The 23,986-nt window shown below is 69.9% G+C and carries 21 protein-coding genes; 5 read left to right on the top strand and 16 right to left on the bottom strand.

The annotated features are described in order from the left end of the window. Positions 1-9 precede the first annotated feature (9 nt). Entirely contained in the window at positions 10-1,212 is a 1,203-nt protein-coding gene (locus dqs_RS01295) for an efflux RND transporter periplasmic adaptor subunit (RefSeq protein ID WP_011763979.1), read from the bottom strand. A gap of 213 nt (positions 1,213-1,425) precedes the next feature. Between dqs_RS01295 and dqs_RS01290 the strand changes: the two genes are divergently transcribed. Beyond that, positions 1,426-2,070 carry a TetR/AcrR family transcriptional regulator gene (locus dqs_RS01290; protein WP_065339441.1) on the top strand — a complete coding sequence of 215 codons (645 nt, stop codon included), beginning with the start codon at positions 1,426-1,428 and terminating at the stop codon, positions 2,068-2,070. A 28-nt stretch (positions 2,071-2,098) separates the two neighbouring features. Here the strand turns inward: dqs_RS01290 and dqs_RS01285 are convergent, their stop codons facing one another. The 3 genes from dqs_RS01285 to dqs_RS01275 all read right to left on the bottom strand — a co-directional run bounded on the left by dqs_RS01285 (position 2,099) and on the right by dqs_RS01275 (position 4,995). Beyond that, positions 2,099-3,382 (bottom strand): TRAP transporter large permease, encoded by a 1,284-nt coding sequence (locus dqs_RS01285; RefSeq protein ID WP_011763977.1) that lies wholly within the window; start codon positions 3,380-3,382, stop codon positions 2,099-2,101. Then, the gene (locus dqs_RS01280; protein WP_065339440.1) at positions 3,379-3,867 is read right to left on the bottom strand and encodes a TRAP transporter small permease; all 489 of its coding nucleotides are present in this window, start codon (positions 3,865-3,867) and stop codon (positions 3,379-3,381) included. The genes dqs_RS01285 and dqs_RS01280 overlap by 4 nt, the downstream gene beginning before the upstream one ends. A 96-nt stretch (positions 3,868-3,963) precedes the next feature. Beyond that, positions 3,964-4,995: a DctP family TRAP transporter solute-binding subunit gene (locus tag dqs_RS01275; RefSeq protein ID WP_065339439.1), complete on the bottom strand. Its 1,032-nt coding sequence runs from the start codon at positions 4,993-4,995 to the stop codon at positions 3,964-3,966. A 191-nt stretch (positions 4,996-5,186) separates the two neighbouring features. Between dqs_RS01275 and dqs_RS20610 the strand changes: the two genes are divergently transcribed. From dqs_RS20610 to dqs_RS01255, 4 genes are all read left to right on the top strand, one after another. Next, positions 5,187-6,464: a zinc ribbon domain-containing protein gene (locus tag dqs_RS20610; RefSeq protein ID WP_065339438.1), complete on the top strand. Its 1,278-nt coding sequence runs from the start codon at positions 5,187-5,189 to the stop codon at positions 6,462-6,464. An 11-nt stretch (positions 6,465-6,475) separates the two neighbouring features. Continuing rightward, positions 6,476-7,606 (top strand): zinc ribbon domain-containing protein, encoded by a 1,131-nt coding sequence (locus dqs_RS01265; RefSeq protein ID WP_065339437.1) that lies wholly within the window; start codon positions 6,476-6,478, stop codon positions 7,604-7,606. Beyond that, positions 7,603-8,460 carry an SIR2 family NAD-dependent protein deacylase gene (locus dqs_RS01260; RefSeq protein ID WP_236778719.1) on the top strand — a complete coding sequence of 286 codons (858 nt, stop codon included), beginning with the start codon at positions 7,603-7,605 and terminating at the stop codon, positions 8,458-8,460. Before dqs_RS01265 ends, dqs_RS01260 begins: the two co-directional genes overlap by 4 nt. Positions 8,461-8,531: 71 nt before the next feature. After that, positions 8,532-9,554 (top strand): adenosine deaminase, encoded by a 1,023-nt coding sequence (locus dqs_RS01255; RefSeq protein WP_065339435.1) that lies wholly within the window; start codon positions 8,532-8,534, stop codon positions 9,552-9,554. Positions 9,555-9,797: 243 nt separating this feature from the next. On the opposite strand, the gene dqs_RS01250 is transcribed toward dqs_RS01255, so the two are convergent. The 12 genes from dqs_RS01250 to dqs_RS01195 form a co-directional block, all read right to left on the bottom strand. Next, entirely contained in the window at positions 9,798-10,445 is a 648-nt protein-coding gene (locus tag dqs_RS01250) for an energy transducer TonB (RefSeq protein ID WP_065339434.1), read from the bottom strand. 28 nt (positions 10,446-10,473) lie between these two features. Beyond that, positions 10,474-10,905, bottom strand: coding sequence for an ExbD/TolR family protein (locus tag dqs_RS01245; RefSeq protein ID WP_041642193.1), 432 nt, complete (start codon positions 10,903-10,905; stop codon positions 10,474-10,476). A 15-nt stretch (positions 10,906-10,920) separates the two neighbouring features. Further along, the gene (locus dqs_RS01240; protein WP_011763968.1) at positions 10,921-11,349 is read right to left on the bottom strand and encodes an ExbD/TolR family protein; all 429 of its coding nucleotides are present in this window, start codon (positions 11,347-11,349) and stop codon (positions 10,921-10,923) included. A 25-nt stretch (positions 11,350-11,374) separates the two neighbouring features. Next, positions 11,375-12,217: a MotA/TolQ/ExbB proton channel family protein gene (locus tag dqs_RS01235; protein WP_065339433.1), complete on the bottom strand. Its 843-nt coding sequence runs from the start codon at positions 12,215-12,217 to the stop codon at positions 11,375-11,377. A gap of 56 nt (positions 12,218-12,273) precedes the next feature. Then, positions 12,274-13,497, bottom strand: a complete 1,224-nt coding sequence (locus dqs_RS01230) for an acetyltransferase domain-containing protein (protein ID WP_084018139.1) — start codon at positions 13,495-13,497, stop codon at positions 12,274-12,276. 614 nt (positions 13,498-14,111) lie between these two features. After that, the gene (locus dqs_RS01225) at positions 14,112-14,858 is read right to left on the bottom strand and encodes a DUF4198 domain-containing protein (protein ID WP_084018137.1); all 747 of its coding nucleotides are present in this window, start codon (positions 14,856-14,858) and stop codon (positions 14,112-14,114) included. 20 nt (positions 14,859-14,878) lie between these two features. Next, positions 14,879-17,050: a TonB-dependent siderophore receptor gene (locus tag dqs_RS01220; protein WP_065339432.1), complete on the bottom strand. Its 2,172-nt coding sequence runs from the start codon at positions 17,048-17,050 to the stop codon at positions 14,879-14,881. A gap of 257 nt (positions 17,051-17,307) precedes the next feature. Continuing rightward, positions 17,308-17,691: a hypothetical protein gene (locus dqs_RS01215; protein ID WP_041642182.1), complete on the bottom strand. Its 384-nt coding sequence runs from the start codon at positions 17,689-17,691 to the stop codon at positions 17,308-17,310. A gap of 107 nt (positions 17,692-17,798) precedes the next feature. Then, positions 17,799-20,930 (bottom strand): efflux RND transporter permease subunit, encoded by a 3,132-nt coding sequence (locus tag dqs_RS01210; protein ID WP_065339431.1) that lies wholly within the window; start codon positions 20,928-20,930, stop codon positions 17,799-17,801. A 13-nt stretch (positions 20,931-20,943) separates the two neighbouring features. Continuing rightward, positions 20,944-22,089: an efflux RND transporter periplasmic adaptor subunit gene (locus tag dqs_RS01205; RefSeq protein ID WP_065339430.1), complete on the bottom strand. Its 1,146-nt coding sequence runs from the start codon at positions 22,087-22,089 to the stop codon at positions 20,944-20,946. Then, positions 22,086-22,682 (bottom strand): hypothetical protein, encoded by a 597-nt coding sequence (locus dqs_RS01200; protein ID WP_065339429.1) that lies wholly within the window; start codon positions 22,680-22,682, stop codon positions 22,086-22,088. The genes dqs_RS01205 and dqs_RS01200 overlap by 4 nt, the downstream gene beginning before the upstream one ends. Further along, positions 22,679-23,914: a TolC family protein gene (locus dqs_RS01195; RefSeq protein ID WP_084018135.1), complete on the bottom strand. Its 1,236-nt coding sequence runs from the start codon at positions 23,912-23,914 to the stop codon at positions 22,679-22,681. The genes dqs_RS01200 and dqs_RS01195 overlap by 4 nt, the downstream gene beginning before the upstream one ends. Positions 23,915-23,986: the final 72 nt, after the last annotated feature.

Genomic DNA, 23,986 nt, shown 5'->3' with positions numbered 1-23,986 from the left:
CTCAGCTCCTCACTTGGCGGCCGCGGCGGTCGGCGCGGCCGCAGCGGCTTGCGGCGCGGCGGCACCGACCTCCTGAACCTGCACGTCCGCCCCCGGCCGCACCTTCTGCAGCCCTTCGACGATCACGCGGTCGCCGGCGGCGAGGCCTTCGCTCACCACCCACTTGTCGGCCAGCGCCTGCTCGGCGCGCACCTGGCGGGCCTCGACCTTGTTGTCGCCGTTGACCACCATCACCACCGCGTTGCCGCGCGCGTCGCGGGTCACACCAGCGTGCGGCACCAGCACCGCGTCCTGGCGCACGCCCTGGGCGAAGCGGGCGCGCACGTACATGCCGGGCAGCAGGTCGTTCTTGGGGTTGGGGAACACCGCGCGCAGGACCACGCTGCCGGTGCCGGTATCGACCGAGACTTCGGAGAACTCGAGCTTGCCTTCGGCCGGATAGAGGCTGCCGTCTTCCATCACCAGCTGCACGCGGGCGGCGTTGTCGCCGGCGCGCTGCAGCTTGCCTTCGGCCAGGCTGCGGCGCAGCGCGAGCAGTTCGGCGCTGGACTGGGTGACGTCCACATAGATCGGATCGAGCTGCTGCACGGTGGCGAGCGGATCGGCCTGATTGGCGGTGACGAGGGCGCCGGCGGTCACCGACGAACGCCCGATGCGGCCCGGGATGGGGGCGCTGACGCGCGTGAACTCGAGGTCGATACGGGCCTTGTCCACCGCCGCGCGCGCCGCCGCCACGTCGGCCTCGGCCTGCTTCAGCGCGGCCACCGCGTCGTCGTTGGCCTGCTTGCTGATCGCGTTGATCTGGCTCAGGTCGGCATAGCGCTCGCCCTTCAGCTTGGCGGTGTACAGATTGGCTTCGGCACGCGCCAGGCTGGCCTTGGCGCTGTCGTAAGCAGCCTGATAGGTGGCGGGGTCGATCTGGTACAGCAGCTCGCCGCCCTTGACCTCGCTGCCTTCACGGAAAGCGCGCTTCTTGACGATGCCGGTGACCTGCGGGCGCACTTCGGCGATCTGGTAAGGCGCGGTGCGGCCCGGCAACTCGGTGGTCAGCGCCACCGCCTCGGATTGCACCTTCACCACGCCCACGGTGGGCGCGCCGCCGCCCGGCGGGGCACCGGCCGGTGCCTGCTGACCGCCGCAGGCGGTGAGCAGCAGCGCGGCGGCGACGAGGACGGCGAGTGGCTTTAACAGCAGGGAGGGAGGGGTCTGCATCGATAGCCTCTGTCGGTTGGATGGCCGGGGCAGGCGCTTCCGCGGCAACGGAAACACCCGCACACGACGGGTTGTTCTGCGTCCGGCGCGCCGCGAAGCTCACCGGACTATTTACTTTTGAAATAGAACGTTCGTTCTAGATTGAACGCTCATTCTATGTTAGGCTCTATTGCAGTGCAAGATCGTCATCGCACCCGCATTACGGAGACCCTCATGACCGCCGACCGCAGCCCTGTTGACGCACCGCGCGCCGAGGCGCGCCGCGCCCAGATCCTGGACGCCGCCGTGGCCTGTTTCCGCGCCCATGGCTTTCACGGCGCCAGCATCGCGCAGATTTCCAAGGCGGCCGGCATGAGCGCCGGGCACATTTATCACTACTTTGATAACAAGGAAGCGATCATCGCGGCGATCGTCGAGCAGGATCTCGAACGTCTGCTGACCCTGACCGCCGAAATGCGTTCCGCGCGCGACGTGCTGGAAGCGATGATCGAGCGCGCGGCCGAAGGCGTGCGCGACAACCTCGACCCCGCCAGCGTGGGCCTGAAGCTGGAAATCGTGGCCGAAGCCTCGCGCAATCCGCGCGTGGCCGAGATCGTGCGTCAGGCCGACGCGACGTGCCGCGACAGCCTGGCCGAAACCCTGCGTGCGATGCGCGCCAACTGCGGCCACCGCGACGACGAGGCGGCCATCGCCGGGCTCACCGAAGTCCTCGCCGCGATGTTCGGCGGGCTGATGATCCGCAGCGTGCGCAACCCCGAGCTCGAGCAGGACACGGTGATCCGCATGTTCCAGCGCGTGATCCGCTTCATCATCACCGACGCGCTGGTTGCACCTGCACCGGGCGAGGCGCCGCACTGAGCGCCCCGTCCGCTTCGATCCGCCGCGCCTACACGTAGCCCAGCCGGCGCGGCAACCACAGCGCCAGTTCCGGAAACACCACCATCGCCGCCAGCCCGGCGCCCATCGCCAGCACGAACCAGATCACCCAGCGGAAGGTCTGCTCGATGCCGATGCCGGCGATGCGCGAGGTGATCATCAGCGACAGCGCCATCGGCGGCGTGAACTGGCCGATGGCGAGGTTGATCGTCATCATCACGCCGAACCACACCAGGTCCCAGCCCATCGCGAGCGCAATCGGCACCAGCAGCGGCAGCAGGATCAGGAAGATCGACACCGCGTCGAGGAACATCCCCGCCACCAGCAGCAGCAGGTTGACCGACAGCAGCATCCCCCAGTGTCCCGGGTGCATCTCCACCAGCGCCTTGGCCGCCGCATCGAAGATGCCGAGCGTGTTGCCCGCCCACGCGAACACCGACGCCACGCCGATGATCATCATCACCACCGCCGACAGCTCGCCGGCATCCACCAGCAGGCGGAACAGCGTTTTCGGCGTGATCGTGCGGTACACCACCATGCCGACGAAGATGCCGTAGGCCACCGCCACCACCGCGGCCTCGGTGGGGGTGAAGATGCCGGCGCGCAGGCCGCCGAGGATGATGACCGGCGCCAGCAGGCCCCAGATTGCATCGACGAAGCTCTTGCCCAGCGGCGGCCGCTCGGCGCGGTAATCGCGCCCGAAACCGTACTTGCGGCTGATGAGCACCGCCGGAATCAGCAGGCACAGCGCGGCGATCATGCCCGGGAAGAGCCCCGCGGCGAACAGCGCCGGCACCGTCGCCGCCGGCACCATCACGCTATAGACGATGAAGGCGACCGAAGGCGGGATCACGATCGCGGTCGAACCGGCGGCGGCGATCAACCCCGCCGAGAAGCCCTTGGGATAGCCGCGCGCCACCATCGACGGCAGCATCACCGCCGCCACCGCCGCCGCATCGGCGGGGCCGGAGCCGGAGATGCCGCCCAGCAGCATCGACACCAGCACCGCCACCACCGCCAGCGAGCCGGTCCATTCGCCCACCATCGCAGTGACGAAGCGCACCAGTCGCAACGCGACGCCGGACCGCTCGAAAATCATGCCGGCGAGGATGAACATCGGGATCGCGAGCAAGGGGTACTTGGCGATGCCGGCGTAGATGTTGGTGGGCACCGCGAGCTGGTCGAAGCCGGCCAGCGCGAGCACCGCGATGCTGGCGACCCCGAGGCCCACGGCGAGCGGCAGCCCGGCCACCAGCGCAAGCAGGAACAGGCCGATCAGTACGACGCCGGTCATGAGCGCGCTCCCAGCCGGGTGACCACGAGGCGCAGCACGATCACCACCGCCAGCGCCGGCATCCACACGGTGTACCACCACTGCGGCAGCCCGAGCGCCGGCGAGGTCTCCTCGAAGCGGTACTGGTCCCAGGTCAGCCGCCCGGCGTAGAAGGCGATGAAGCCGAACAGCGCCGCGGTGACGACGAAGCTGAGCCATTCCGCGCCCTGGCGCCAGCGCGGCGGCAGGCGTTCGATGAAGAAGGTCACGCGGATATGGCGGTCGAACGCGAACGCGGTGGAGGAGCCGAGGAAGGACAGGATCAGCAGCAGCGCGATCGAGAATTCCTCCGTCGCCGCGAAGGACTGCGAGGTGAGATAGCGCGCGACGACGTTGCCGAGCGAAATCAGCACGATCAGCGCCATCGCGATGCCGCACAGGATTTGTTCGGGCGACAGCGGCGCGGGCGCCTCGGCCGCCGTGTCGGCGGAAGGATCGGGATTCATGGTCAGGGGTGTTCCAAAACGAAGCCGGGCAGACCGCTCACGGCACTGCCCGGCATGGGGACGGCGGCGCCGGCGCGGGGGCCGGCCCGAGACCGCTCAGCGCTTGGCGATGTCTTCCTCGGCCTGCCTGACCAGCTCGGCACCGACCTTGCCCGCCCATTCCTTGTAGACCCCGGCAGTGGCCTTGCGGAAGCCCTCGCGTTCGGCCTCGGTCAGCGTCGTCACCGTCACGCCGTTGGCCGCGATCTCCTTCAGCAGCGCATCGTCGCCGGCCGAAATGCCGGCGCGGGCGCGGGCGATTTCTTCCCGGGCGGCCTGCTGGGCCGCTTCGGCCACGGCCTTCTGGTCTTCGGGCGTCCAGCTGTTCCAGACGTTCTTGTTCACCACGAAGATCAGCGGATCGGCGACGTAGCCCCACAGCGTCAGGTGCTTCTGGCCGACGGTATGCAGCTTGGCGGCGCTGAACACGCCGAGCGGGTTCTCCTGGCCATCGACCGCGCCGGTCGCCATCGCGGGCTGGGCGTCGGCCCAGCTCATCTGGGTGGGATTGGCGCCGAGCGCGCTGAAGGTGGCGAGGAACAGCGGCGAACCGACCACGCGCATCTTCAGGCCCTTCAGGTCGTCCGGGGTGCGGATCGGCTTCTTCGAGTTGGAAACCTCGCGGAAGCCGTTCTCGCCCCAGGCCAGCGGCACCACGTCGCGCTCGGCCAGCAGTTCGAACATCTTCTTGCCGACGCGGCCGTGGGTCAGCGCGTCGATCGCCTTGTGGTCGGGCATCAGGAAGGGCAGCGCGAACAGGTTGAGTTCCTTCACCTGCGGCGACCAGTTGATCGTGGAGCCGACCGCGATGTCGATGATGCCCTGGCGCAGCGCCGTGAACTCCTTGGTCTGGTCGCCCGACACCAGCGAGGTGCCCGGATAGACCTTGATCTTGATCCGGCCCTGGGTCTTCTCGGCCACGAGGTCGGCCCAGCGCTTGGCGCCCCAGCCCCACGGGAAGGCTTCGCCCAGCACCGTCGACAGCTTGTACTCGTCCTTGTACGGCGCGGCCGCGGCGGGCAGCGGCAGGCCGAGGGCGACGCTGGCGCAAAGACCGGCGAGCAAGGCGCTGAATTGGCGTTTTTTCATGGGAGTCTCCGTAGAAGGGTCCAGCACGGGCCGAAACCGCGGGATGCGGCGCGAAAAGCCCACGATTCTACAAACACGCCGCCGGCATCCCAAGCGCAAGGTGGCGAGCGTCCGCCGGGTCCGGCACAATGTCATGACATTGCGCTGTGCCGCACGGCACCGTTGTCGACAGTCAGCCATGGAGAGTCCGGATGGATTGCCCCGCCTGCGGACACCCCAATCGCACGTCCGCCCACTTCTGTTCCGCCTGCGGCCAGCACCTGGACGGCCCGGTGCCGCCTGCGCTGCAGGTGTGCCCGTCCTGCGGCCGCAGCTGCCGTGGCGACGCGCACTTCTGCCCGGCCTGCGGTTTCCATCTGGCCGGCCCGCTGCCCGACATGTCGGACATCGACTTCAGCCAGCTCGACCCGGCGCGCCCGGAGCCCGGCCCTGCCGCCCAGCCCTTCCCGCCAATGGGCGAGCCCGATGCCACGGTGATCCTGCCGCCCGGCTGGACCGCCACCCGCCCACCTGCGCCAGACCCCGCGCCGGCGCCCGCGTCGGAAGCGCGCCCCGGCGCGGATGCCCAGGCGGCCGCCGGTGGCGATGAACCCGCCGCCGGTCCCACCGCCGCACCACCGCCGCCGGCGGACAGCGCCGGCCGGCGCCCGCTCGCGCTGGCGCTCGGGTTCGTGCTGGTCGTGGTCGCCGGGCTGGCGGCATGGTGGACCACCACGGCCCCGCACGACGAACCGCCTCCGCCGCCCCCCGTCGCCGTAGACGACGCCGCGGCACGTGCCGAACGCGCCCTTGCGCTGGCCGAACGCGCACTGGCCGAACGCGCCCAGCTCGATACCGCGCCCGCTGCGGGCAGCGCCGCGACGCCTGACACCGCCGCGCCAACCCCCGTCGCGGAGGTGGACACGGCCGCGGCGAACGCCAGCACGCAGCCGGTCGCCGCCGTGGCCCCTGCCGCCGCGCCGCGGCCGGTCCGCACCCTGTATGCGCGCGGCTGTGCTGCCTGCCACGAACGCGGCGCCAACGGCGCCCCCCGCACGGCCGACCCCGAGCAGTGGCAGGACCTGCTGCAGGGAAGCCCGCACGATCAGAGCCAGCGCGTGCTCGCCGGCCACGGCGGCGCGCCGGCCGGCGCCGGCCTGGGGCTGACGCCGGTTGAATCCGAGCGCCTCGTCGCCCATGTGGGCGAGCTAGTCGGGCAGGCCCGCACCCGCGAAGCCGCCGCCGAGCGCAGCCGCGCCGCCGAACGCAGTGCGCGCGCCACCACGGCATCGGCCGAACGCCCCGCGGCTCCAGCCGCGCCGCGGCAGGACGACTGGCAACGCAGCCTGAAGAGCGAACTCGCGCGCTGTGGGCAACTCGGCTTCTTCGAGCGCGTGGCCTGCACCGAGAAAGCCCGCTGGACCTACTGCAACAACCGCTGGAACAGCGTGCCGGAATGCGCGGTCCGCAACCACCAGTCCGCCCCCTGAGGACGTCCGCCATGGAACATGCCCTTCGCCCCGCCCTCTTGCCCACCCTGCCGCAGCTCGTGCTGCGCGGCGTGGATGCGCGCCACAACATGCCGGCGGTGATCATGCTCGCGGCTGCCGGTGGCCTGTTCGTGCTCAGCTGGGCGGCCGCATCGGTCGGCAGCGGCGACCAGTTCCCGCTGTTCCTGATCGGCAATCTGATCGGGCTGGCGCTGCTGCTCACCGGCTATTCCGCCGCCGGCGTGATGCTGATGGACCAGGCACGCGGCCGCCCGCCGCGCAGCGTCGGCGACACCCTGCGCGCCGGCGCGGTGTGCGCGCTGCGTCACGCGGTGCTCGCGTTCTTCGCCGCGGTGGGGCTGGCGCTGTTCGCGCTGTGCGTGGCGATGGCGCTGCTGCTGGCGCGCATCCCCGGGCTGGGGGTGCTGTTCTACCTGCTGCTGTTTCCGCTCGCCTCGCTCGGCTCGGCTGCACTGTTCGGGCTCGGCGGCTACGCCTTCCTGCTGCTCGGCCCGGCGCTATGGTGCGGCGCCGGCGTGCGGCAGGCCGCGCTGCATGTCTGGGCGGTGTTCCAGCACAAACCCAAGCAGGTGCTGATTGCGTGCACGCTGCTCACCGTGCTGACCGCGGTGCTGGTGCTGGCGGGCGGGGCTGTGGCGGCCGCCGGCACCGTATTCGTCGGCGGGCTGAGCGTGCCGATGCTGGGCGAGGTGGACGACTTTTCCGGGCTGTTCGCCACCCCTGCGCAGCACCTGGCGAGCGGCGTCACCGCGCTCAGCTGGGCAGGCGTGGTGGGCGCGGGCCTGGTGTACGCCGCGATCGGCGCCTTCGTCGCCGCGGTGATGATCCTCGGCACCAGTCACGCGTGGCTGCATCTGACCCGCGACCTCGATCTGGAACAGGCCGGCCGCGCGTTCGACGATCCCGCCTTCGACGACGCGGGCGAGGAACGCGGCAGCCTGCTTGCCGCGCCCTCGGCGGCGCACGCGCTGGTCGCCGCCGGCAGCATTCTTGCGCACGCCGCACACACCGCCGCCGGCCTGCCCCCGCCGGCCGAAGGCAGCTGCCACCGCTGTGGCGCCGGACCTGAGCCGGGCGATCGCTTCTGCACCGCCTGCGGCTGCCTGCTGACCCGCCCGTGACCGCCCCGCCGCCCTCCACGTTGCACGCCGCCGCGCAGGACGCCGCCGCGGCGCTGGCGGGCGCCGATGCGCTGCTCGTGACTGCGGGCGCCGGCATGGGCGTGGATTCCGGCCTGCCCGACTTTCGCGGCGCGGAAGGCTTCTGGCGCGCCTACCCGGCGCTGCGCCAGACCGGCCTGCGCTTCGAGGAAATCGCCGATCCGGTCCATTTCGAGCGCGATCCCGCGCTGGCCTGGGGCTTCTACGGCCACCGCCTGGCGCTCTACCGCCGCACCGTGCCGCATGCCGGCTTCGGCCTGCTGCGCGAACTCGGCCGGGGGCTGACGCAGGGCGTCTTCGTATTCACCAGCAATGTCGATGGCCAGTTCCAGCGCGCCGGCTTCGACGCGGACCGCATCGTCGAGGTGCACGGCTCGATCCACCACCTGCAATGCATCCACGGCTGCCGCGACGCGATCTGGCCCGCCGACGCCTTTGCGCCAGACGTGAACGAAGCCACCTGCCGGCTGCGCAACCCGCCCCCGCGCTGTCCGCATTGCGGCGCGGTGGCACGGCCCAACATCCTGATGTTCGGCGACTGGGGCTGGCTGGAAGAGCGCAGCGCCGCGCAGCAGGCACGCCTTGCGGACTGGCTGGATCGCGTGCAGCGGTCGCTGGTCGTGGAGATCGGCGCCGGGACCGCCATCCCCACCGTGCGCCGCGTGGGCGAACGCGCCGGCGCCACGCTGGTGCGGATCAACCCGCAGGCGGACCGCGACCCGCCCCCGGGCAGCATCGCGCTGCACTGCGGCGGCCTGGCCGGCATCCGCGCGTTGCACGCCGCGGCCGCGGCAGCCGGCCTCGTCGGCGCATAATGGCAGGCCGCGCGCGGGGCGCCAGCGCGCGGCCAAGACGATCTTCCCCCTGACCGGACACGGAGGTGGCAATGGATCCTTCCCGTCTCACCGACCTGCACGCCTACATCCGCGCCTTGCCCAAGGCCGAACTCCACCTGCACATCGAAGGCACCCTGGAACCCGAACTGATGTTCGCGCTCGCCGCGCGTAACGGCGTGGCGCTGCCCTGGGACAGCGTCGAGGCCACCCGCGCCGCCTATGCCTTCAGCGACCTGCAGAGTTTTCTCGATCTCTACTACGCAGGCGCCGCCGCGCTGATCCACGAGCAGGATTTCCACGACCTCGCGCTCGCCTATTTCGAGCGCGCCCATGAGGATGGCGTGGTCCATGCCGAACTCTTCTTCGACCCGCAAACCCACACCGCGCGCGGCATCGCCTTCGACACCGTGCTCGACGGCCTAGAACGCGCCTGCATCGAGGCGCAGGAACGCTGGGGCATCAGCTCGCGGCTGATCCTGTGCTTCCTGCGCCACCTGTCGGAAGAGGACGGCTTCGCGACGCTGGAGCAGGCGCTGCCCCACCTCGCCCGCATCCACGGCGTCGGCCTGGATTCGTCGGAAAAGGGCCATCCGCCGGCCAAGTTCGCGCGCCTGTTCGCGCGCTGCCGCGAACTCGGCCTGCACATCGTCGCCCACGCCGGCGAGGAAGGGCCGCCGGCCTACATCGAGGAGGCGCTCGACATCCTGCAGGTGGAGCGCATCGACCACGGCGTGCGCGCCGCGGAAAGCCCCGCGCTGATGGAACGCCTCGCGCGCGAGCAGGTGCCGCTCACGGTGTGCCCGCTGTCCAACGTCAAGCTGTGCGTGTTCGAGCGCCTGCAGGACCACAACCTCAAGCAGCTGCTGGACGCGGGGCTGAAGGTGACGATCAATTCCGACGATCCCGCGTATTTCGGCGGCTACGTCGGGCAGAACTACCAGCAGACCGCGGAGGCGCTGGGTCTCAGCCGCGCCGAACTGAAGCAGCTGGCGAAGAACAGCCTGGAGGCGAGCTTCGTGCCGCAGGCGGTGCTGGACCCGTGGCTGCTGCGGCTGGCGGCGGTGCCGGACTGAGTGCCGCCCCGGACCGGGGTGAACCCCATCCCCACCCCAACCCTCCCCTTGAAGGGGAGGGAGTAAACAGGCCAACCCGGGAGCCTCCGCTACGCTCCGTCGTTCGGCCCAGGGCGAGCGATGCTCGCCGAAACCCCACCCTCCCCCTAGAAGGAACACCCGTAGCCGCCTGCTCCGCTGTGTTCGTCGCTGAAAAACAAAAAGGGCCGGCTGAACAGCCGGCCCTTCCCATTACCGCGAAGCTCAGCCCTCGACCTTGAAGTCGAAGTCCTGGCTCGCCACGGTGCCGTCGGGCGCAGTGCAGCGGTACTGCTGCATCGCCGTTTTCACCGCTGCGTGGAACACCCGCGGCCCGGAGAGGATGCGTACCTCCTGCACCACGCCGCCGCGGATCACCGCCTCCGCGCGCACCACACCCGCAATCCCGCTGTTGATCGCCTTTTCCGGCATTTCCGGCTTGGCCTGCACCGGGCAGGCGACGCCGATGTCGGACTTGGCGGCCACCGGCGCGGGTGGCGCCGGAGGAGCGGGCGGCGCGATCACCGGCGGAGCCGGCGGCGGCGTATGCACCGCCTCGATCGCCGGGGCCGCACTCGGCGCTACCGCGACTTCCGGCGGCGGCACGAAGGGTGGCGGCGGCGGCGCCTGCACCTTGGGCGCCACCACTTGCTTGGGCGGCTGCACGATTTTCGGCGGCGGCGGGGGTGGCGGGGGCGGCGGCAGCGTGACCTCCTGAATGACCACCGCCTCGAGCGGCTTCTTGATCACCTCGACTGCCTTGCGCGCCATGCCCGAAGCCAGCGCCCAGCCGATCACGACGTGCAGGCCGACGACGATGCCGATGCCGACATAGCGCCCCGACGTTTTCTTGGGTTGAAAGCTGTAATCCATGACTTGCCCGTGCTGTTGGTCGTGCGTGCTACTGCACGAACTGTTCGCTGCCGATGACGCCGATCTTGGTCAGCCCCAGGCGCTTGGTGTCGGCCAGCACCCGCGCCACCACCGCATAGCGCGCCGCCTTGTCGGGGCGCAGGTGGAGGTCGGGCGCTACCGGCCGCGCCGCGATCTCGCGCAGCCTGGTCTCCAGCTCGCCCATGTCGGCGAGCGCCACGCCCTGCCAATACACCGTGCTCTTGTCGTCGATGTCGATCTTGACGATCTCCGGCTTGATGTCGCTCGCCGGCGGCGTGCCCACCGGCAGGTCGAGATTCACCGAATGCAGCTGGATCGGGATGGTGATGATCAGCATGATCAGCAACACCAGCATCACGTCGATCAGCGGCGTGGTGTTGATGTCGACCATCACTTCCGGCTCGCTCGAAGCGCCGGCACTGCCTACGTTCATTCCCATGCGCGTCTCCCGCCCTCAGCCACCGCGAGCCGGCGGCTCGGTGATGAAGGCGACCTTGGTGATGCCTGCGCGCTGGCAGGCGTAGAGGATGCGGCCGACGCCGTCGTAGGCGGCATCGAGGTCGCCACGGATCTGCACTTCCGGCTGCGGCTGCTGCACCGACACCTTCTTCAGCCGCTCGACCAGCGCATCGACGTTGGCGACGCGGACGTCGTGCCAGAACAGCGCGCCGCCCTTGTCCACCGACAGGATCACGTTCTCGGGCTTGGTCTCGCGCGCCTCGATGGTTTCCTTGGGCAGCTCGACCGGCACCGAGACGGTGGCCACCGGGATGGTGAGCAGGAAGATGATCAGCAGCACCAGCATCACGTCGACCAGCGGCGTGGTGTTGATCGCCGACATGACGCCATCGTCTTCGTCCGCCGAGCCTACGTTCATGGCCATGGTGGCGCTCCTTCCGGCGCGGCGCTCAGGCGCGCTTGGCCGACGACAGGATGACGGTGTGCAGTTCGTTGCCGAAGCCGCGGACCTGGTCCATCACGCCCTTGTTGCGGCGGACCAGCCAGTTGTAGCCGAGCACCGCCGGCACCGCGACGGCGAGGCCGATGGCGGTCATGATCAGCGCCTCGCCCACCGGGCCGGCAACCTTGTCGATCGAGGCCTGGCCGGCGATGCCGATCGCGGTCAGCGCGTGATAGATGCCCCACACGGTGCCGAAGAGGCCGACGAAAGGCGCGGTGGAACCGACCGTGGCGAGGAAGGCCAGGCCGTTCTGCATGCGGCTCTGCACCTTCTCGATGGCGCGGTGAATGCTGAGCGTGACCCAGTCATTGAGGTCGACGTGCTCGAGCAGGCTGTCGTGGCGGTTGGTGGCTTCCAGGCCGGCTTCGGCGATGAAGCGGAACGGGCTGCCGTTCTCCAGGTTCTCGGCGCCGTGCTTGATCGTGGCCGACTTCCACACGCCGTCCACCGCCTTGGCCTGGCGATACATGCGGGTCTGCTCGATCAGCTTGACGATGATGATGTACCAGCTGCCCGCGCTCATGATGATCATCAGCACCAGCACCACCTTGGCAACCGCGTCGCTGCCGGCCCACAGCGCTTCGAGGCCGTAGGGGTTCTCCACCTTGGCTGCAGCCGCGGCGGCCGGCTTGGCCGTCGGCGCAGCGTCGATGGTACCGGTCACGGCGGGCGCGCTGTCGGCGCCGGCGGTGGTGGCGGGAGCGGACTGCGCGACGGCCGGGGCGGAGACGGCGCCGCAGGCGATGGCGAAGGCCAGGGAAAGGGACGAGAAGAAGCGCCGAAGTTTCATTTACGACTCCTGTGGTACTGGACGGATTGCGGTGAAGACCGGATGAAGAGGGAAAGTCAGAAGTAGCGGACCCAAGTGCACTTGCTGGTGCGCTTGTAGCGGGCGAAGGCGCGGCAGGGGAAATACAGCACCGGGATCAGCGCCACGGTGGACACCCACACCACCCAGAACTGGTCGGGATTCACGCCGAAACGGGTGCCCTGGTTGGGTCCGAACACCGCGAGCAGGATCTTGTAGAGCACGAGCAGCAACAGCAGGTGGCCGATGTAATAGAACATCGGCGCGCCGCCGAAGGTGGCGAGGAAGCGGCCGACGCGGTTGTCGGCACGCTCAAAGGCGGCCAGCAGCAGGAAGGCGGTGCCCAGCGTGGTCAGCAGGAAATCCAGCGAGGGCGGGTACTTGGTGAAGTTGAGGAAGGACATCACCGTGTGCACCGTGGTGGCGCCGTATTCCCACGGCGCGTTCTCGCCGTAGATGTTGAAGCCGCGCAGCACGAGCAGCAGCCCCAGGCAGGCGAGGCCGAGCGCCAGCAGCAGCTTGATGCGGCGCGCGGCACCGACCGTGTGGGCGTACAGCGGCCCCGCCACCCAGCCGAGCAGGATCACGCCGATCCACGGCAATACCGGGTAAGTCAGCTTGATCTGCAACGCGCCTTCGGCAATCACCGGGCCGCGGTGCAGCAGCAGCGTCCAGGGCAGGTAGAGCGGGCTGTCCGGCGCAAAGCTGAGGCCGGCAAGCGCGTTGTGGCCGAACACGATGATGAAGCCGATCGCGGCCAGCAGCTTGCGCGGCAGCCCGGACATCAGCGCCAGCACGACCATCGCCAGACCGATCGCCCAGATCACCTGCAGGTAGATCACCCTGGGCGGCAGGTCACCGCTCCAGGCAAAGGTGATCACCGTGGCTTCGAGGAACAGCAGCAGGAAGCCGCGCTTCATCAGGAAGCTCTTCACCGGCCGCGGCGTACCCGCTGGCGGGTTGGCGTACAGCCAGGCCGACAGCCCGGTGAGGAAGACGAAGGCCGGCGCGCAGAAGTGCGCCGCGAAGCGCGAGAAGAACAGCGCCGCCGGCGTGGTGGCGATGGTCATCGGGTCGGTCACCTGCAGATGCAGGTAGAGCGTCTCGCGCACATGGTCGAGCAGCATCACCAGCATCACGAGGCCACGCAGGATGTCGATCGAGACGATGCGCGGCGCGCGCACCGCCGCCAGCGGCATGATGCCCGCGGCGGCGGCCGGACCGAAGCCGACGGTGGAGGAAAGGCTTGCTGTAGAGGACATCAAGTCACCCGCATAAAGTTTCGTTGGAGGCGGCGGGAACACCCTCCCGCCGCTGTCTGGCGCGCCCCGCACCGGGGCGGACGCGCCGCTTTCCTGTACTTCCGTGTTGCAGTAATCGCGCCTAAGTCCTGGTCCTGCGGGGCAGCAGGGGCGAATTCGCGCGAATATCGTCCGCGGCGACGGAGGCGCAGCACAAAATTCCGTCCTTCCCCGCGCACCGCAATCTTTGCCGGTCGCGGCGGCCGCCGCAGTCGCCCCGTTCAAGCCCGTAGAGGCGCTTTGTCGGGGCGAGATGCACCAAGAGTGTTCGGGGTGCTACACGGTGGTGCATGGGGTTGGGGCGGAAGCCGGAGCTGCCGCCCGACCGCCCGGAAAACCGCGCTTCAGAGCGCACAAAGCCCGCGACGGAGGGAGCCCGTCGCGGGCTTTGTGACGAGGAGTCGAACTGGCGAGGCAGTGTGATGGTCGCCGGTTGTGCTCCTCACCCTTCAAGGGGGAGGCTGGGAGGGGGAGGGGGCTGGGCTCCGCGCTGCGATAACCCCATCCCCACCCCAGCCCTCCCCTTGAAGGGGAGGGAGCAGAGCCTGCTTCCGGCGCAACTCAGCGCCTAAAGCTCAGTGCTTCCCGCCCGGCAGCGTCTGCGCTGCCGTCGCCAGCGGCGCCAGCCCCTTTGCCAGGTTGAACGACACCGAGGTGTTGTAGCCCTCCAGCTGGTACTTCTCGTCGCCGCGCACGCCTTCGATCTCGTCGGTGTAATACACGCCGAGCACGTAGTTGCCCTTCCACGGCAGCGCGAAGGCGACCTTGCCGTCGGCGTCGGTAGTGGCGTACTTGACCCAGCCCGAAGGCGTGGCCAGCTTCACCTTTTCGCCGGCGAGCGGCTCGCCCTTGTACACCAGCTGGAACTCCACCGCGTCGCCGCGCTTGACGCCGGTGGGCACGAAATCCAGCGGCAGCTCGGCCTTGCGCGCCGAGAAGTCGCCAACCCAGCGCGTCGCCGGCACCCACCAGGTGCGCAACAGCTTGCCGTCGCGCCTGGTGTCGAACATCGGGTAGTTGTTGTCGATGGCGAGCAGCGATTCACCGGCGGCGGTGCGCGCCGGCACCGCGTAGCCGTCCTGCAGTTTCTGCATCGCCAGCGGCGCGGTGCCCTGGGCCTTGACCCAGCGCGCTTCGAGCGCGCGAAAGCGATCCAGGCCGCCGGGCGAGACTTCGTGCAGGTTCTCGTCGAGTTCGCCGTAGCGGAAGGTGATGCTGTTGCCGGCCTGCTCGAACCAGATCTGGTGGGCGTGAGCGGCGCTGGCCGCGGCCGCCAGCGCGAGGCCGGCGGCGATGCTGCGGAACATCGGTTTCAGGTTCATCGTTCGGCTCTCGCAGGCAATCAGAAGCGGTGCTGCAGCGTGGCCTTGAAGGCGCGCGGGCTGCCCGGATAGACCCAGGCCTGGCTGTAGGAGCTGGTGTAGTACTCCTTGTCGAAGAGGTTATCGACCTCCAGCATCAGCTTGGTCTGCTTGTCGAAGTTGTACGAGCCGGTGAGCTTGACCGTGGTGTAGCCGGGCAGCTTGAAGTCGTCGGCGGCAACCAGCGGTGCCACCGCGCCTTCGCGTTCGCCGACATAGTTCAGGCCGACGCCGACGGTCGCCGGCTTGTCGTTCAGCGACAGGCTCTTGACCAGCATCAGGTTGGCGCTGTGCAGCGGCACGTTGGCCAGCTCTCGGCCTTGCAGCAGCTTGTTGTTGTCCTTGGTGACCTCGGTCTTGGTGTAGGCGTAGGCGAAGGACAGGCGGACGGTCGGCATGATCTCGCCGGACAGGTCGAACTCCAGGCCCTTGCTTTCCACTTCGCCGGCGGTCACGTAGAAGTTGTTCGGATCGACCGGGTCCGGGCTCAGCACGTTTTCCTTGGTGATGTGGAACAGCGCAACAGTGCTGGTGATGCGCTGGTCGGCGGAATCCCACTTGGCGCCCAGTTCATACGAGCGGCCCTCTTCCGGATCGAAGGCGGTGAAGTCGCGGCTCACCCCGCCGTTGGGGCGGAAGCTCTTGCCCGCCTGGGCATACAGCGAAACCTGCTTGGTCGGCTGATATACCAGGCCGACGCGCGGGCTGGTGGCGGCGAGCGACTTCTTCACCACGATGCCGTTGCGGTTGTTGGTCAGCTTCTGGTCGTAGTCGTCGAAGCGCACGCCCAGCAGCAGCTTCCACTGCTCGGTCAGGTCGATCTGGTCCTGCGCATAGAGGCTGCGCGAATCCTGCTCTTCCTTGGTGTCGGTGTTGCGGTTGGCGGGCGTGAAGCCCCACACCACATTGCCGTACACCGGCTCGAAGATGTTGATGTCGCCGGCGTTGGCGATACGGTACTGCAGGCGCTCGTCGACGAACTTGTAGGCATCGACGCCGAACAGCACGTTGTGCCTGAGCGGGCCGGTCCTGAAGCTGCCGAGCAGCTCGGCGCGCGCGGACAGATCGGAGGCCTCGTTGTCGCGGGTGCGGCGCTGGCGTGCCGCGTTCTCGCCGTCGGCGCGCAGGAAGCGCACTTCGGTCGAGGTGCCCTTGATCGAGCTTTCGCGGAAGCTGAAGCCCCCCTGCAGCTGCCAGTCGTCGTTGAGGTAGTGCTGCAGGAAGACCTGGTGGCCGACGGTCTCGGTGTCGTGATCGCCATCGCCCGGTTCGCCGAGGAAGCGCTTGCGCGACAGCACGCCGAGCTTGCCGTTGATCGCCATCACGCCGCGGTCGAAGGTGGCCTTCTGGCGCGACACTTCCAGCTCGTACGACAGCGTGGTGTCGTACGACAGCATCCACAGGAAGGACGGCGAGATCAGCGAGCGTTCCGACGAGACGTGGTCGCGATAGCTGCCGGCCTTCTCGTAAGCGCCGTTGAGGCGGTAGGCCATGCGGTCGGAGATCGGGCCGGTGAGGTCGATCGCGGTGCGGAAGGCGTCGAAGCTGCCGTAGGAGATGTCCACCTGGCCTTCGCGCTGGAACAACGGCTTCTTGGTGGTGATGTTCACCGTGCCGCCGGGTTCACCGCGGCCGTACAGCGCGGCCGACGGCCCCTTCAGCACTTCCACCGAGCCGGTGTTGGCGGCGTCGCGCACGCCGTTGTAGCCGCGGCTGTAGTTGAAGCCGTTCACCAGGTAGTCGGAGCCGAAGCTGGGGTCGCCGGTGAAGCCGCGCATCGCGTAGCTGTCCCACAGGCCGCCGAGGTTGCTCTGGCGCGACACGCCGCTGGAAAGGTCCAGCGCGCCGGCGAGGTTGGTGACGCCGGCGTCTTCCAGCAGGTCCTCGGTCAGCACGCGCACGCTCTGCGGCAGATCCTTCAGCAGGGTGTCGGTCTTGGTGGCGCCGGTGGCGGTGAGCTTGCGGTAGGGCTGCTTCTTGCCGGTGACGCTGACGGTGTCGAGCGTGCTGGCGGAGGCGGTCGCGGCAGCGGGCGTGGTGTCGGCGGCGTCCTGGGTGTCGGCGGGTTCGGCGGCAAACACCGAGGCACAGCTGAGGGCGGCGGCCGCGGGTACGAGCACGCGGCGGAGGCGACGCTTGGTCCTGGTAGTCATGTCGATCTACTCCTGATGGCAGACGGGGATGGGGGTGCGGCAAGACATCGTGTCGGCATCAAGGATCGGCCATGCGCTGCGTCCGGTCTTGTACGAAAAACGTGATTCGCAACAAGGGCCACGGATATTTCCGTAGCACCGCATTTATGCCTTTCGGCATAAGCGCGAACGCCCCCGCGAAGGGGGCCGTACAACCGCTTTGCCGGGACCGGGCGGGGCAGCGGCGCGGCCCCGGAGCCCGGTTCGGCGCTACCCGCTCAGGGCAGGTTGAAGCGTACCGAGGCGGTCTTGTTCTGGGCAGTCGTGATCACCGCAACCACCTTGGCGCCGGCCGGCAGCCTGGCACCGGCGGCGAGCAGCTTGTTGCCGCCAGCGGGTTTCAACTCCACTGCGGTCTTGTCGCTGCCGGCGAGCACGGTGAGCTTGCCGCTGGCGCCGGCGGTGTCGAAGGCCGAACCGTGGTCGTCGATATAGAGCGCAGCGTCGCCGCCTTCGGCCACCAACTCGAAGGACAGGTCGTTGGCGGACTTGACGATGCCGCCGTGCTTGGGGGCGCTGTCGCCGTGGGCGAGCACCGGCGCGGCGGCAAGGGAGGCGGCGCCGAAGGCGACGGCGACGAGGAGGGTCTTGAGGGCTGTCATCGGAATATCTCCATCGAAGGTGCGGCGCACTTTGCAGGCGGCGCCGCGCGGGCCTCGGATTTCATTGCGCGCGGGTGCGCGAACGGGCGGAATGGTAGCGGTGGCGGTCAATAGGCCTCCTGCGGCAAGCCCTGCACCGCGCCCTCCTCGCCGCCTTCGAGCAGGCGGCGGGTGGGCTTCTCGCCGACCAGGCGGAAGATCACCGGGGTCAGCAGGGTGTCGAGCAGCGTGGAGCTGACCAGCCCGCCGAAGATCACCACCGCCACCGGATGCAGGATCTCCTTGCCCGGGGCATCGGCGGCCAGCAGCAGCGGGGTCAGCGCGAAGGCCGCCACCAGCGCGGTCATCAGCACCGGCGTCAGCCGCTCCAGCGAGCCGCGCACGATCATCGCGTCGCCGAAGCTCTCGCCTTCGAAGCGGCACAGGTTGATGTAGTGGCTGACCTTGAGGATGCCGTTGCGGGTGGCGATGCCGGCGAGCGTGATGAAGCCCACCATCGACGCCACCGACAGCGTGACGCCGGCCAGCCACATCGCCACCACGCTGCCGATCAGCGCCAGCGGGATGTTGGCCATGATGACCCCGGCCAGCACCGCCGACTTGTAGCGCGAATACAGCACCAGGAAGATCATTGCCAGCGACACCAGCGACAGCCCGGCGATCAGGCGGGTGGCCTGCTCCTGGGCCTGGAACTGGCCTTCGAGGGTGACGAAGTTTCCGGCCGGCATCGGCGTGCGGGCGATCACCGCGCGCACGTCCGCGATCACCCGGCCCATGTCGGAGCCGTCGGTGTTGGCATACACCACGATGCGGCGGCGGCCGTTCTCGCGCCCGACCTGGTTGGGGCCGTCGGTCTCCTGCACGCTGGCGATCGCCGACACCGGCAGGCGGCCGGCCGGCGTGTCGATCAGCGTGCGCGCGAGGTCCTGCGGACTGCGGCGCGCATCGGCCAGCCGCAGCACCAGGTCGTAGCGGCGCGGGCCGTCGACGATCTCGGCACTGTGGGCACCGTCGGTCAGCGCCTGCAGCAACCGCACCGCCTCGCCCGGGGTCAGGCCGGCCTGCGCCGCCTTGCGGTGGTCCAGCCGCACCGTGATCTGCGGGATCAGCACCTGCTTTTCGACGGTGAGGTCGACCAGACCTGGCACGCTGGCCAGGCCCTGGCGCATTTGCTCCGCCAGCCCGCGCAGGGTGTCGATGTCGTCACCGAAGATCTTCACCGCCACCTGGGCGCGCACGCCCGACAGCAGGTGATCCAGCCGGTGCGAGATCGGCTGGCCGATGGCGACCTGCGCCGGCAGCACCGACAGCTTGTCGCGGATGTCGGCCATCACCGCCTCGCGGCCGCGCTCGGAAGGATGCAGATCGACGTCGATCTCGGCGGCATGCACGCCTTCGGCGTGCTCGTCGAGCTCGGCGCGGCCGGTGCGGCGACCCACCAGGGTGACTTCCGGCACTTCGCGGATCAGCGTTTCGGCAAGCGCGCCGAGGCGGTTGGCCTCTTCCAGCGAGGTGCCGGGGTTGAGCACCATGCCCAGCACCAGCGAGCCCTCGTTGAAGGCCGGCAGGAAGGCGCGCGGGAAGAAGGGCACGCTCGCCGCCGCGGCCGCCACCGCCAGCGCGGCGATGCCGATCAGCAGCTTGGCGCGCGGGAAGGACCAGGTCAGCAGCTTGGCGTCCCAGACCTTGAGCTTCGCCACCAGCGGGCTGTCGCCGTGGTCCAGCCGTTTCATGCGCGGCAGCAGGAAGCTCGACAGCGCCGGCGTCACCGTCATCGACACCAGCATCGAAGCCAGAATCGACACGATGTAGGCCATGCCCAGCGGCGAGAACAGCCGGCCCTCGATGCCCGGCAGCGCGAACAGCGGCACGAACACCAGGCAGACAATGACGGTGGCGTAGACGATGCCGGAGCGCACCTCCACGCTCGCCGCCGCCACCACCTCCAGCACCGGCGCCGGGTTCGGCAGCGCGCGGTTCTGCTTGAGGCGGCGCAGGATGTTCTCGACGTCCACCACCGCGTCGTCCACCAGTTCGCCGATCGCGATCGCCAGCCCGCCCAGCGTCATCACGTTGATCGACTGGCCGAGCAGCTGGAACACCAGCGCGGTCACCGCCAGCGACAGCGGGATCGCCACCAGCGAGATCAGCGTGGTGCGCGCCGACATCAGGAAGGCGAACAGCACGATCGCCACCATGATGGCGCCGTCACGCAGCGCCTCGCTGACGTTGCCGATCGAGGCCTCGATGAAGTTGGCCTGGCGGAACAGCACCTTGGGCGCCGCCAGCCCGGCCGGGCGGCCGTGGTCGAGCTCGGCGAGCGCGGCCTCGATCTGGCCGGTGAGCTTCACGGTGTCGGCATCGGGCTGCTTCTGCACGCTGACGATCACCGCCGGCCCGCCGTTGTAGCCGGCGTCGCCGCGCTTGAGGCTGGGCGCGAAGCGCACCGTGGCGACCTGCTCCAGCAGCACCGGGCGGCCGTCCTTCCACGCCACCGCGAGACCGGCCAGATCCTCGACGTTGTTGCCGCGGCCGAGGTGGCGGATCAGGTATTCGCGCCGGTTGAGGTCGATGAAGCCGCCGCCGGCATTGCTGGCGAAACCGCGCAGCGCCTCTTCCACCTGGGTCAGGCTGACGCCGACCTGGGCCATGCGCGCCGTATCCGGCTCGACGCGCAACTGCCGCACCTCGCCGCCGATCGGAATCACCTGCGACACCCCGGCAATCGACAGCAGCCGCGGCCGCAGCACGAAGTCCGCGTACTCGCGCGCCTGCATGGCACTGACCTTGCCATCGGCCGCCAGCGGCAGCCCGATCAGCATCACCTCGCCCATGATCGAGGACACCGGCCCCATCATCGGCGTGATGCCGGTCGGCAATTGCTCGCGCACCAGCGACAGGCGTTCGGACACCAGCTGACGGTTGCGGTAGATGTCGGTGCCCCAGTCGAACTCGGCATAGACGATGGACAGGCCGACGCCCGACACCGAGCGCACCCGGGTCACGCCCGGCATGCCGCCGAGCGCGGTTTCCAGCGGGAAGGTGACGAGCTGCTCGACTTCCTCCGGCGCCATGCCGCCGGCCTCGGTCAGCACGGTGACCACCGGCTTGTTGAGGTCGGGGAAGACGTCCACCGGCGTCTTCCACGCGGTATAGGCGCCGTAGGCCATCATCAGCAGCGCGAGCGCGAGCACGAATAGCCGGTTGGCCAGGCTGTAGCGAACGATCCAGTTGAACATGATCGTTCTCCGCTCAGCGGATCTGCGCGATCAGCGGTGCGCCCTGCACCACCACGCGGTTGTCGGCGCCGAGGCCGTGGGTCACCACCACCCGGGCGGCATCCAGCGCGCGGTACTGCACCGGCTGCGGGATGTAGCGCTCGGCGCCGGACTTGATCCACACGATGGGCTCGTTGGCGCTGTTGCGCACCACCGCCTCGGCCGGCAGCACGAAGCCCCTGGCGCGCTCGGCAAGCGCCGCCACCACCGTCACCGGCTGGCCCACCGCCAGCGGCAGCGCCGCCACTTTGGCCTTGGGATCGGGCACCGCGCGGAAGGTCAGCGGCAGCACGCCGTCGCGCAGGCTGCGCGCCGCGCCGACCAGCTTGAAGGCGACCTGCGGCGCTTCCACCACGCGCGCTTCGGCGATGCCGGTGGCCAGCGCCGGGTCGGCCACCGTAGCCTCGACCAGCACCCGCGCCGGGTCGATGATCTCGTAGAGCACGTCGCGCGCTTCCACGACCTGACCGGCGACCGCGTCGGCGCGGGCGATCACGCCGTCGACCGGCGCCAGCAATGCCTCGCGCGCACCGAGCGCGGCGCCGATGCGCTGCTCGCGCGCCTTCAGGGTGTCGAGTTCGGCGCGCGCGGCGTCCATCTCCTTGCGCGGGATGCTGCCTTCCAGCCCCTGCAGGCGCTCGACGCGCTGTTCGGCGAGCTTGCGGTTGTTGCGCACCTCGGCAAGCTGGGCCTGCTGCTCGGCCTGGGCGTAAGGCTCGGCCTGGTAGCGCAGGTAAGCGAGCACTTCGCCGCGCTTCACCGCCTGGCCGGCTACCGGCAGGCCCTTGGGGCCGGCTTCGACGCGGCCGGCGTACATCGGCTGCACGCGGCCGCCAGCGTTGGGGTCCATCACGACACGGCCGGCGAGTTCCACCGTGGCTGCAGCTTCGCTTTCCACCGAGAAGCGGGTGAGCACGCCCATGCGGCGCTGCGCCGCCATCGGCACGTTGACGCTGCCGTCGGGCAGGCGGGCGAGGCCGGAGGCGATTACCGCCGCGCCCGGCGCATCGAGGTGTTCACCGTTGGGGCCGTGGGCGCCGGGCGAGGCGGACGCGAGCGGGCTACCGAGCACGGCGAGGGCGAGCGCCAGCGCGCTCAGGCTGAATGACTTGCGGTTCATGCGCGGCCTCCGCGGGCGGATTGGTTCGGGGCCGACTTGCGCCGGCGCAGGGCGACGGTGCCGACCGCGGCAAGGCCGAGCACGCCGGCGGCGGTCCAGGCCAGCGGCAGGCCGCGCTTGCCACCTTCGTGAGCGACGGCGTGGTCGTCGGCCACCGTCAGGCTGGCGTCGAGCAGGTCGCTGTCGTCGGCGGTTTCCACGGTGAACAGCAGGGCGTGGGCGCCGGGCTTGGCGAGCGCGGCCACCACCGCGGCGTCGCTCACCAGGTAGTCGCCCGATTCCGCGCGGAAGGCGGCGATGGACTTGAGGCCGTCGGCTTCGAGTTCGACCGTGGCGCCGAGCACCGCTTCGTTGGTCTCGTAGCGGCCGATGAAGAAGCTGAACTGCCCGTGATCGAGCTTGCCGACCAGTTCGAAGGCTTCAGAGTGTGCCTCGACGCGCGGCGTCGCGGACACGGCGACAGCGCCGGACGGGGTATCGAGATGCTCGCCGTTAGGGCCGTGCGCGCCGGGCGAAGCGAAGGCGGCGCCGGCGGCGGCCAGCGCGAGCACGGCAAAGCCGCGCCGCAGCGGGAAGGAGGAAATCGGGGTCATGGCAGGATTCCGGAAACTTGTTGGAGACGGGCGCGGGCTAGGCCGAGCGCGGCGTCCTGGCGGGCGCGGCCGGCTTCGCCCTGGGTGGCGGCGGACGCGGCGAGCAGCAGCTCGGGCAGCGCGGCCTCGCCGGCACGGAAGGCCTTGTCGATGAGCTGGGCGCGTTCGCGCAACAGGCCGGCGCGTTCGCGGGCGGCCTCGGCCTGGGCCTGCGCGGCTTGGAGTGCGCCGCGCGCCACCAGCAGGTCGCCGGCGAGTTGCTGGCGCAGGCGCAGCTCGGCGACTTGGGCCTGCGCCAGCTCGCCCTGTGCCGCGGCGGCCAGCGGTCGGTTGCGGGCGTCAGTGCCGAAGGGTACGCGCAGGCCGACGGTGATGCTGCGCTCGGCCGCGGCGCCACTTTCGCCGACTTCGCGGCGGTAGCTCAGCGTCAGCTCGGGTGGCGCGGCACGGTCGGTGCGCGCCACCTCGACGCCGCGACGGGCATGCTCCACTGCCTGCGCGGCCAGGCGCAGGCCGGGGTGGGTGGCGGGCAGGCCGTCGTCGCCGGCAGCGGCCGGGACAGTGTCGGGCTCGCGCGGATCGGCCGGCGCATCCAGGCCGGTCAGCGTCTGCCAGCGCGTCATCGCGGCGTGGCGGCGTTCGCGCGCTTCGCTGAACGCGGCCTGCGCCGCGAGCGCCTCGGCACGCGCCGCGATCGCATCGGTCCGCGCCAATTCGCCCGCTTGGACGCGGCGCTCGACATCGGCGGCCAGTGCGCGCAGGTAGCGCAGCTGGGCCTCGGCCACCGCCGCTTCGGCGTCCAGCCCGGCCAGCGCCCACGCGGCCTCGCGCACTTCCCCCGCGAGGCGCAGGCGGTCGGCGTCTTCACCGACGTGGGCCAGCGCCCGGCCGGCCTCGGCTGCGGCCTGGCGTGCCGAGCGCTGGCCCGGCAGCCACAGCGGCAGCGCGAGGCCGACTTCGTTTTCGCGCGCGCCCTTGTTGTCGTGCCAGCGGTCGGAGCGGTGGCTCAGTTCGAGCGCCGGCGGCTCGGCCAGCAGGCTGTCGGCCGCGGCCTGCTCGGCCTCGGCGCGCGCCAGCGCCACCTGCGCTTCGGTGCCGGCCTGGGTGCGTTGCCAGGCGGCGTCGAGCGCGCGCGCCAGGCCGACCCGCGGCGCTGTGGTCTGCGCCAGTGCGGCGCAGCAGATCATGCTGCCGGCGATCGCGCAGGCAGCCATCCAGGGTTGGGTTCTCAAGTTGTCCTCGCCAACGAGCGGTGTGCCGCCGGAACGCGGGGTTCCACGCGGTCACGCGGTGGATCTGCCCCG

It is taken from the genome of Azoarcus olearius, assembly GCF_001682385.1.
GTDB classification, from domain to species: domain Bacteria; phylum Pseudomonadota; class Gammaproteobacteria; order Burkholderiales; family Rhodocyclaceae; genus Azoarcus; species Azoarcus olearius.
Note: the sequence above shows the minus strand (reverse complement) of the source record. Positions and strands in the feature narration are given on the sequence as shown.

Coding starts and splice junctions, on each gene's coding strand:
- dqs_RS01295 (WP_011763979.1), bottom strand. CDS start 1,212: ATGCAGACCCCTCCCTCCCTGCTGTTAAAGCCACTCGCCGTCCTCGTC.
- dqs_RS01290 (WP_065339441.1), top strand. CDS start 1,426: ATGACCGCCGACCGCAGCCCTGTTGACGCACCGCGCGCCGAGGCGCGC.
- dqs_RS01285 (WP_011763977.1), bottom strand. CDS start 3,382: ATGACCGGCGTCGTACTGATCGGCCTGTTCCTGCTTGCGCTGGTGGCC.
- dqs_RS01280 (WP_065339440.1), bottom strand. CDS start 3,867: ATGAATCCCGATCCTTCCGCCGACACGGCGGCCGAGGCGCCCGCGCCG.
- dqs_RS01275 (WP_065339439.1), bottom strand. CDS start 4,995: ATGAAAAAACGCCAATTCAGCGCCTTGCTCGCCGGTCTTTGCGCCAGC.
- dqs_RS20610 (WP_065339438.1), top strand. CDS start 5,187: ATGGATTGCCCCGCCTGCGGACACCCCAATCGCACGTCCGCCCACTTC.
- dqs_RS01265 (WP_065339437.1), top strand. CDS start 6,476: ATGGAACATGCCCTTCGCCCCGCCCTCTTGCCCACCCTGCCGCAGCTC.
- dqs_RS01255 (WP_065339435.1), top strand. CDS start 8,532: ATGGATCCTTCCCGTCTCACCGACCTGCACGCCTACATCCGCGCCTTG.
- dqs_RS01250 (WP_065339434.1), bottom strand. CDS start 10,445: ATGGATTACAGCTTTCAACCCAAGAAAACGTCGGGGCGCTATGTCGGC.
- dqs_RS01245 (WP_041642193.1), bottom strand. CDS start 10,905: ATGGGAATGAACGTAGGCAGTGCCGGCGCTTCGAGCGAGCCGGAAGTG.
- dqs_RS01240 (WP_011763968.1), bottom strand. CDS start 11,349: ATGGCCATGAACGTAGGCTCGGCGGACGAAGACGATGGCGTCATGTCG.
- dqs_RS01235 (WP_065339433.1), bottom strand. CDS start 12,217: ATGAAACTTCGGCGCTTCTTCTCGTCCCTTTCCCTGGCCTTCGCCATC.
- dqs_RS01230 (WP_084018139.1), bottom strand. CDS start 13,497: ATGTCCTCTACAGCAAGCCTTTCCTCCACCGTCGGCTTCGGTCCGGCC.
- dqs_RS01225 (WP_084018137.1), bottom strand. CDS start 14,858: ATGAACCTGAAACCGATGTTCCGCAGCATCGCCGCCGGCCTCGCGCTG.
- dqs_RS01220 (WP_065339432.1), bottom strand. CDS start 17,050: ATGACTACCAGGACCAAGCGTCGCCTCCGCCGCGTGCTCGTACCCGCG.
- dqs_RS01215 (WP_041642182.1), bottom strand. CDS start 17,691: ATGACAGCCCTCAAGACCCTCCTCGTCGCCGTCGCCTTCGGCGCCGCC.
- dqs_RS01210 (WP_065339431.1), bottom strand. CDS start 20,930: ATGTTCAACTGGATCGTTCGCTACAGCCTGGCCAACCGGCTATTCGTG.
- dqs_RS01205 (WP_065339430.1), bottom strand. CDS start 22,089: ATGAACCGCAAGTCATTCAGCCTGAGCGCGCTGGCGCTCGCCCTCGCC.
- dqs_RS01200 (WP_065339429.1), bottom strand. CDS start 22,682: ATGACCCCGATTTCCTCCTTCCCGCTGCGGCGCGGCTTTGCCGTGCTC.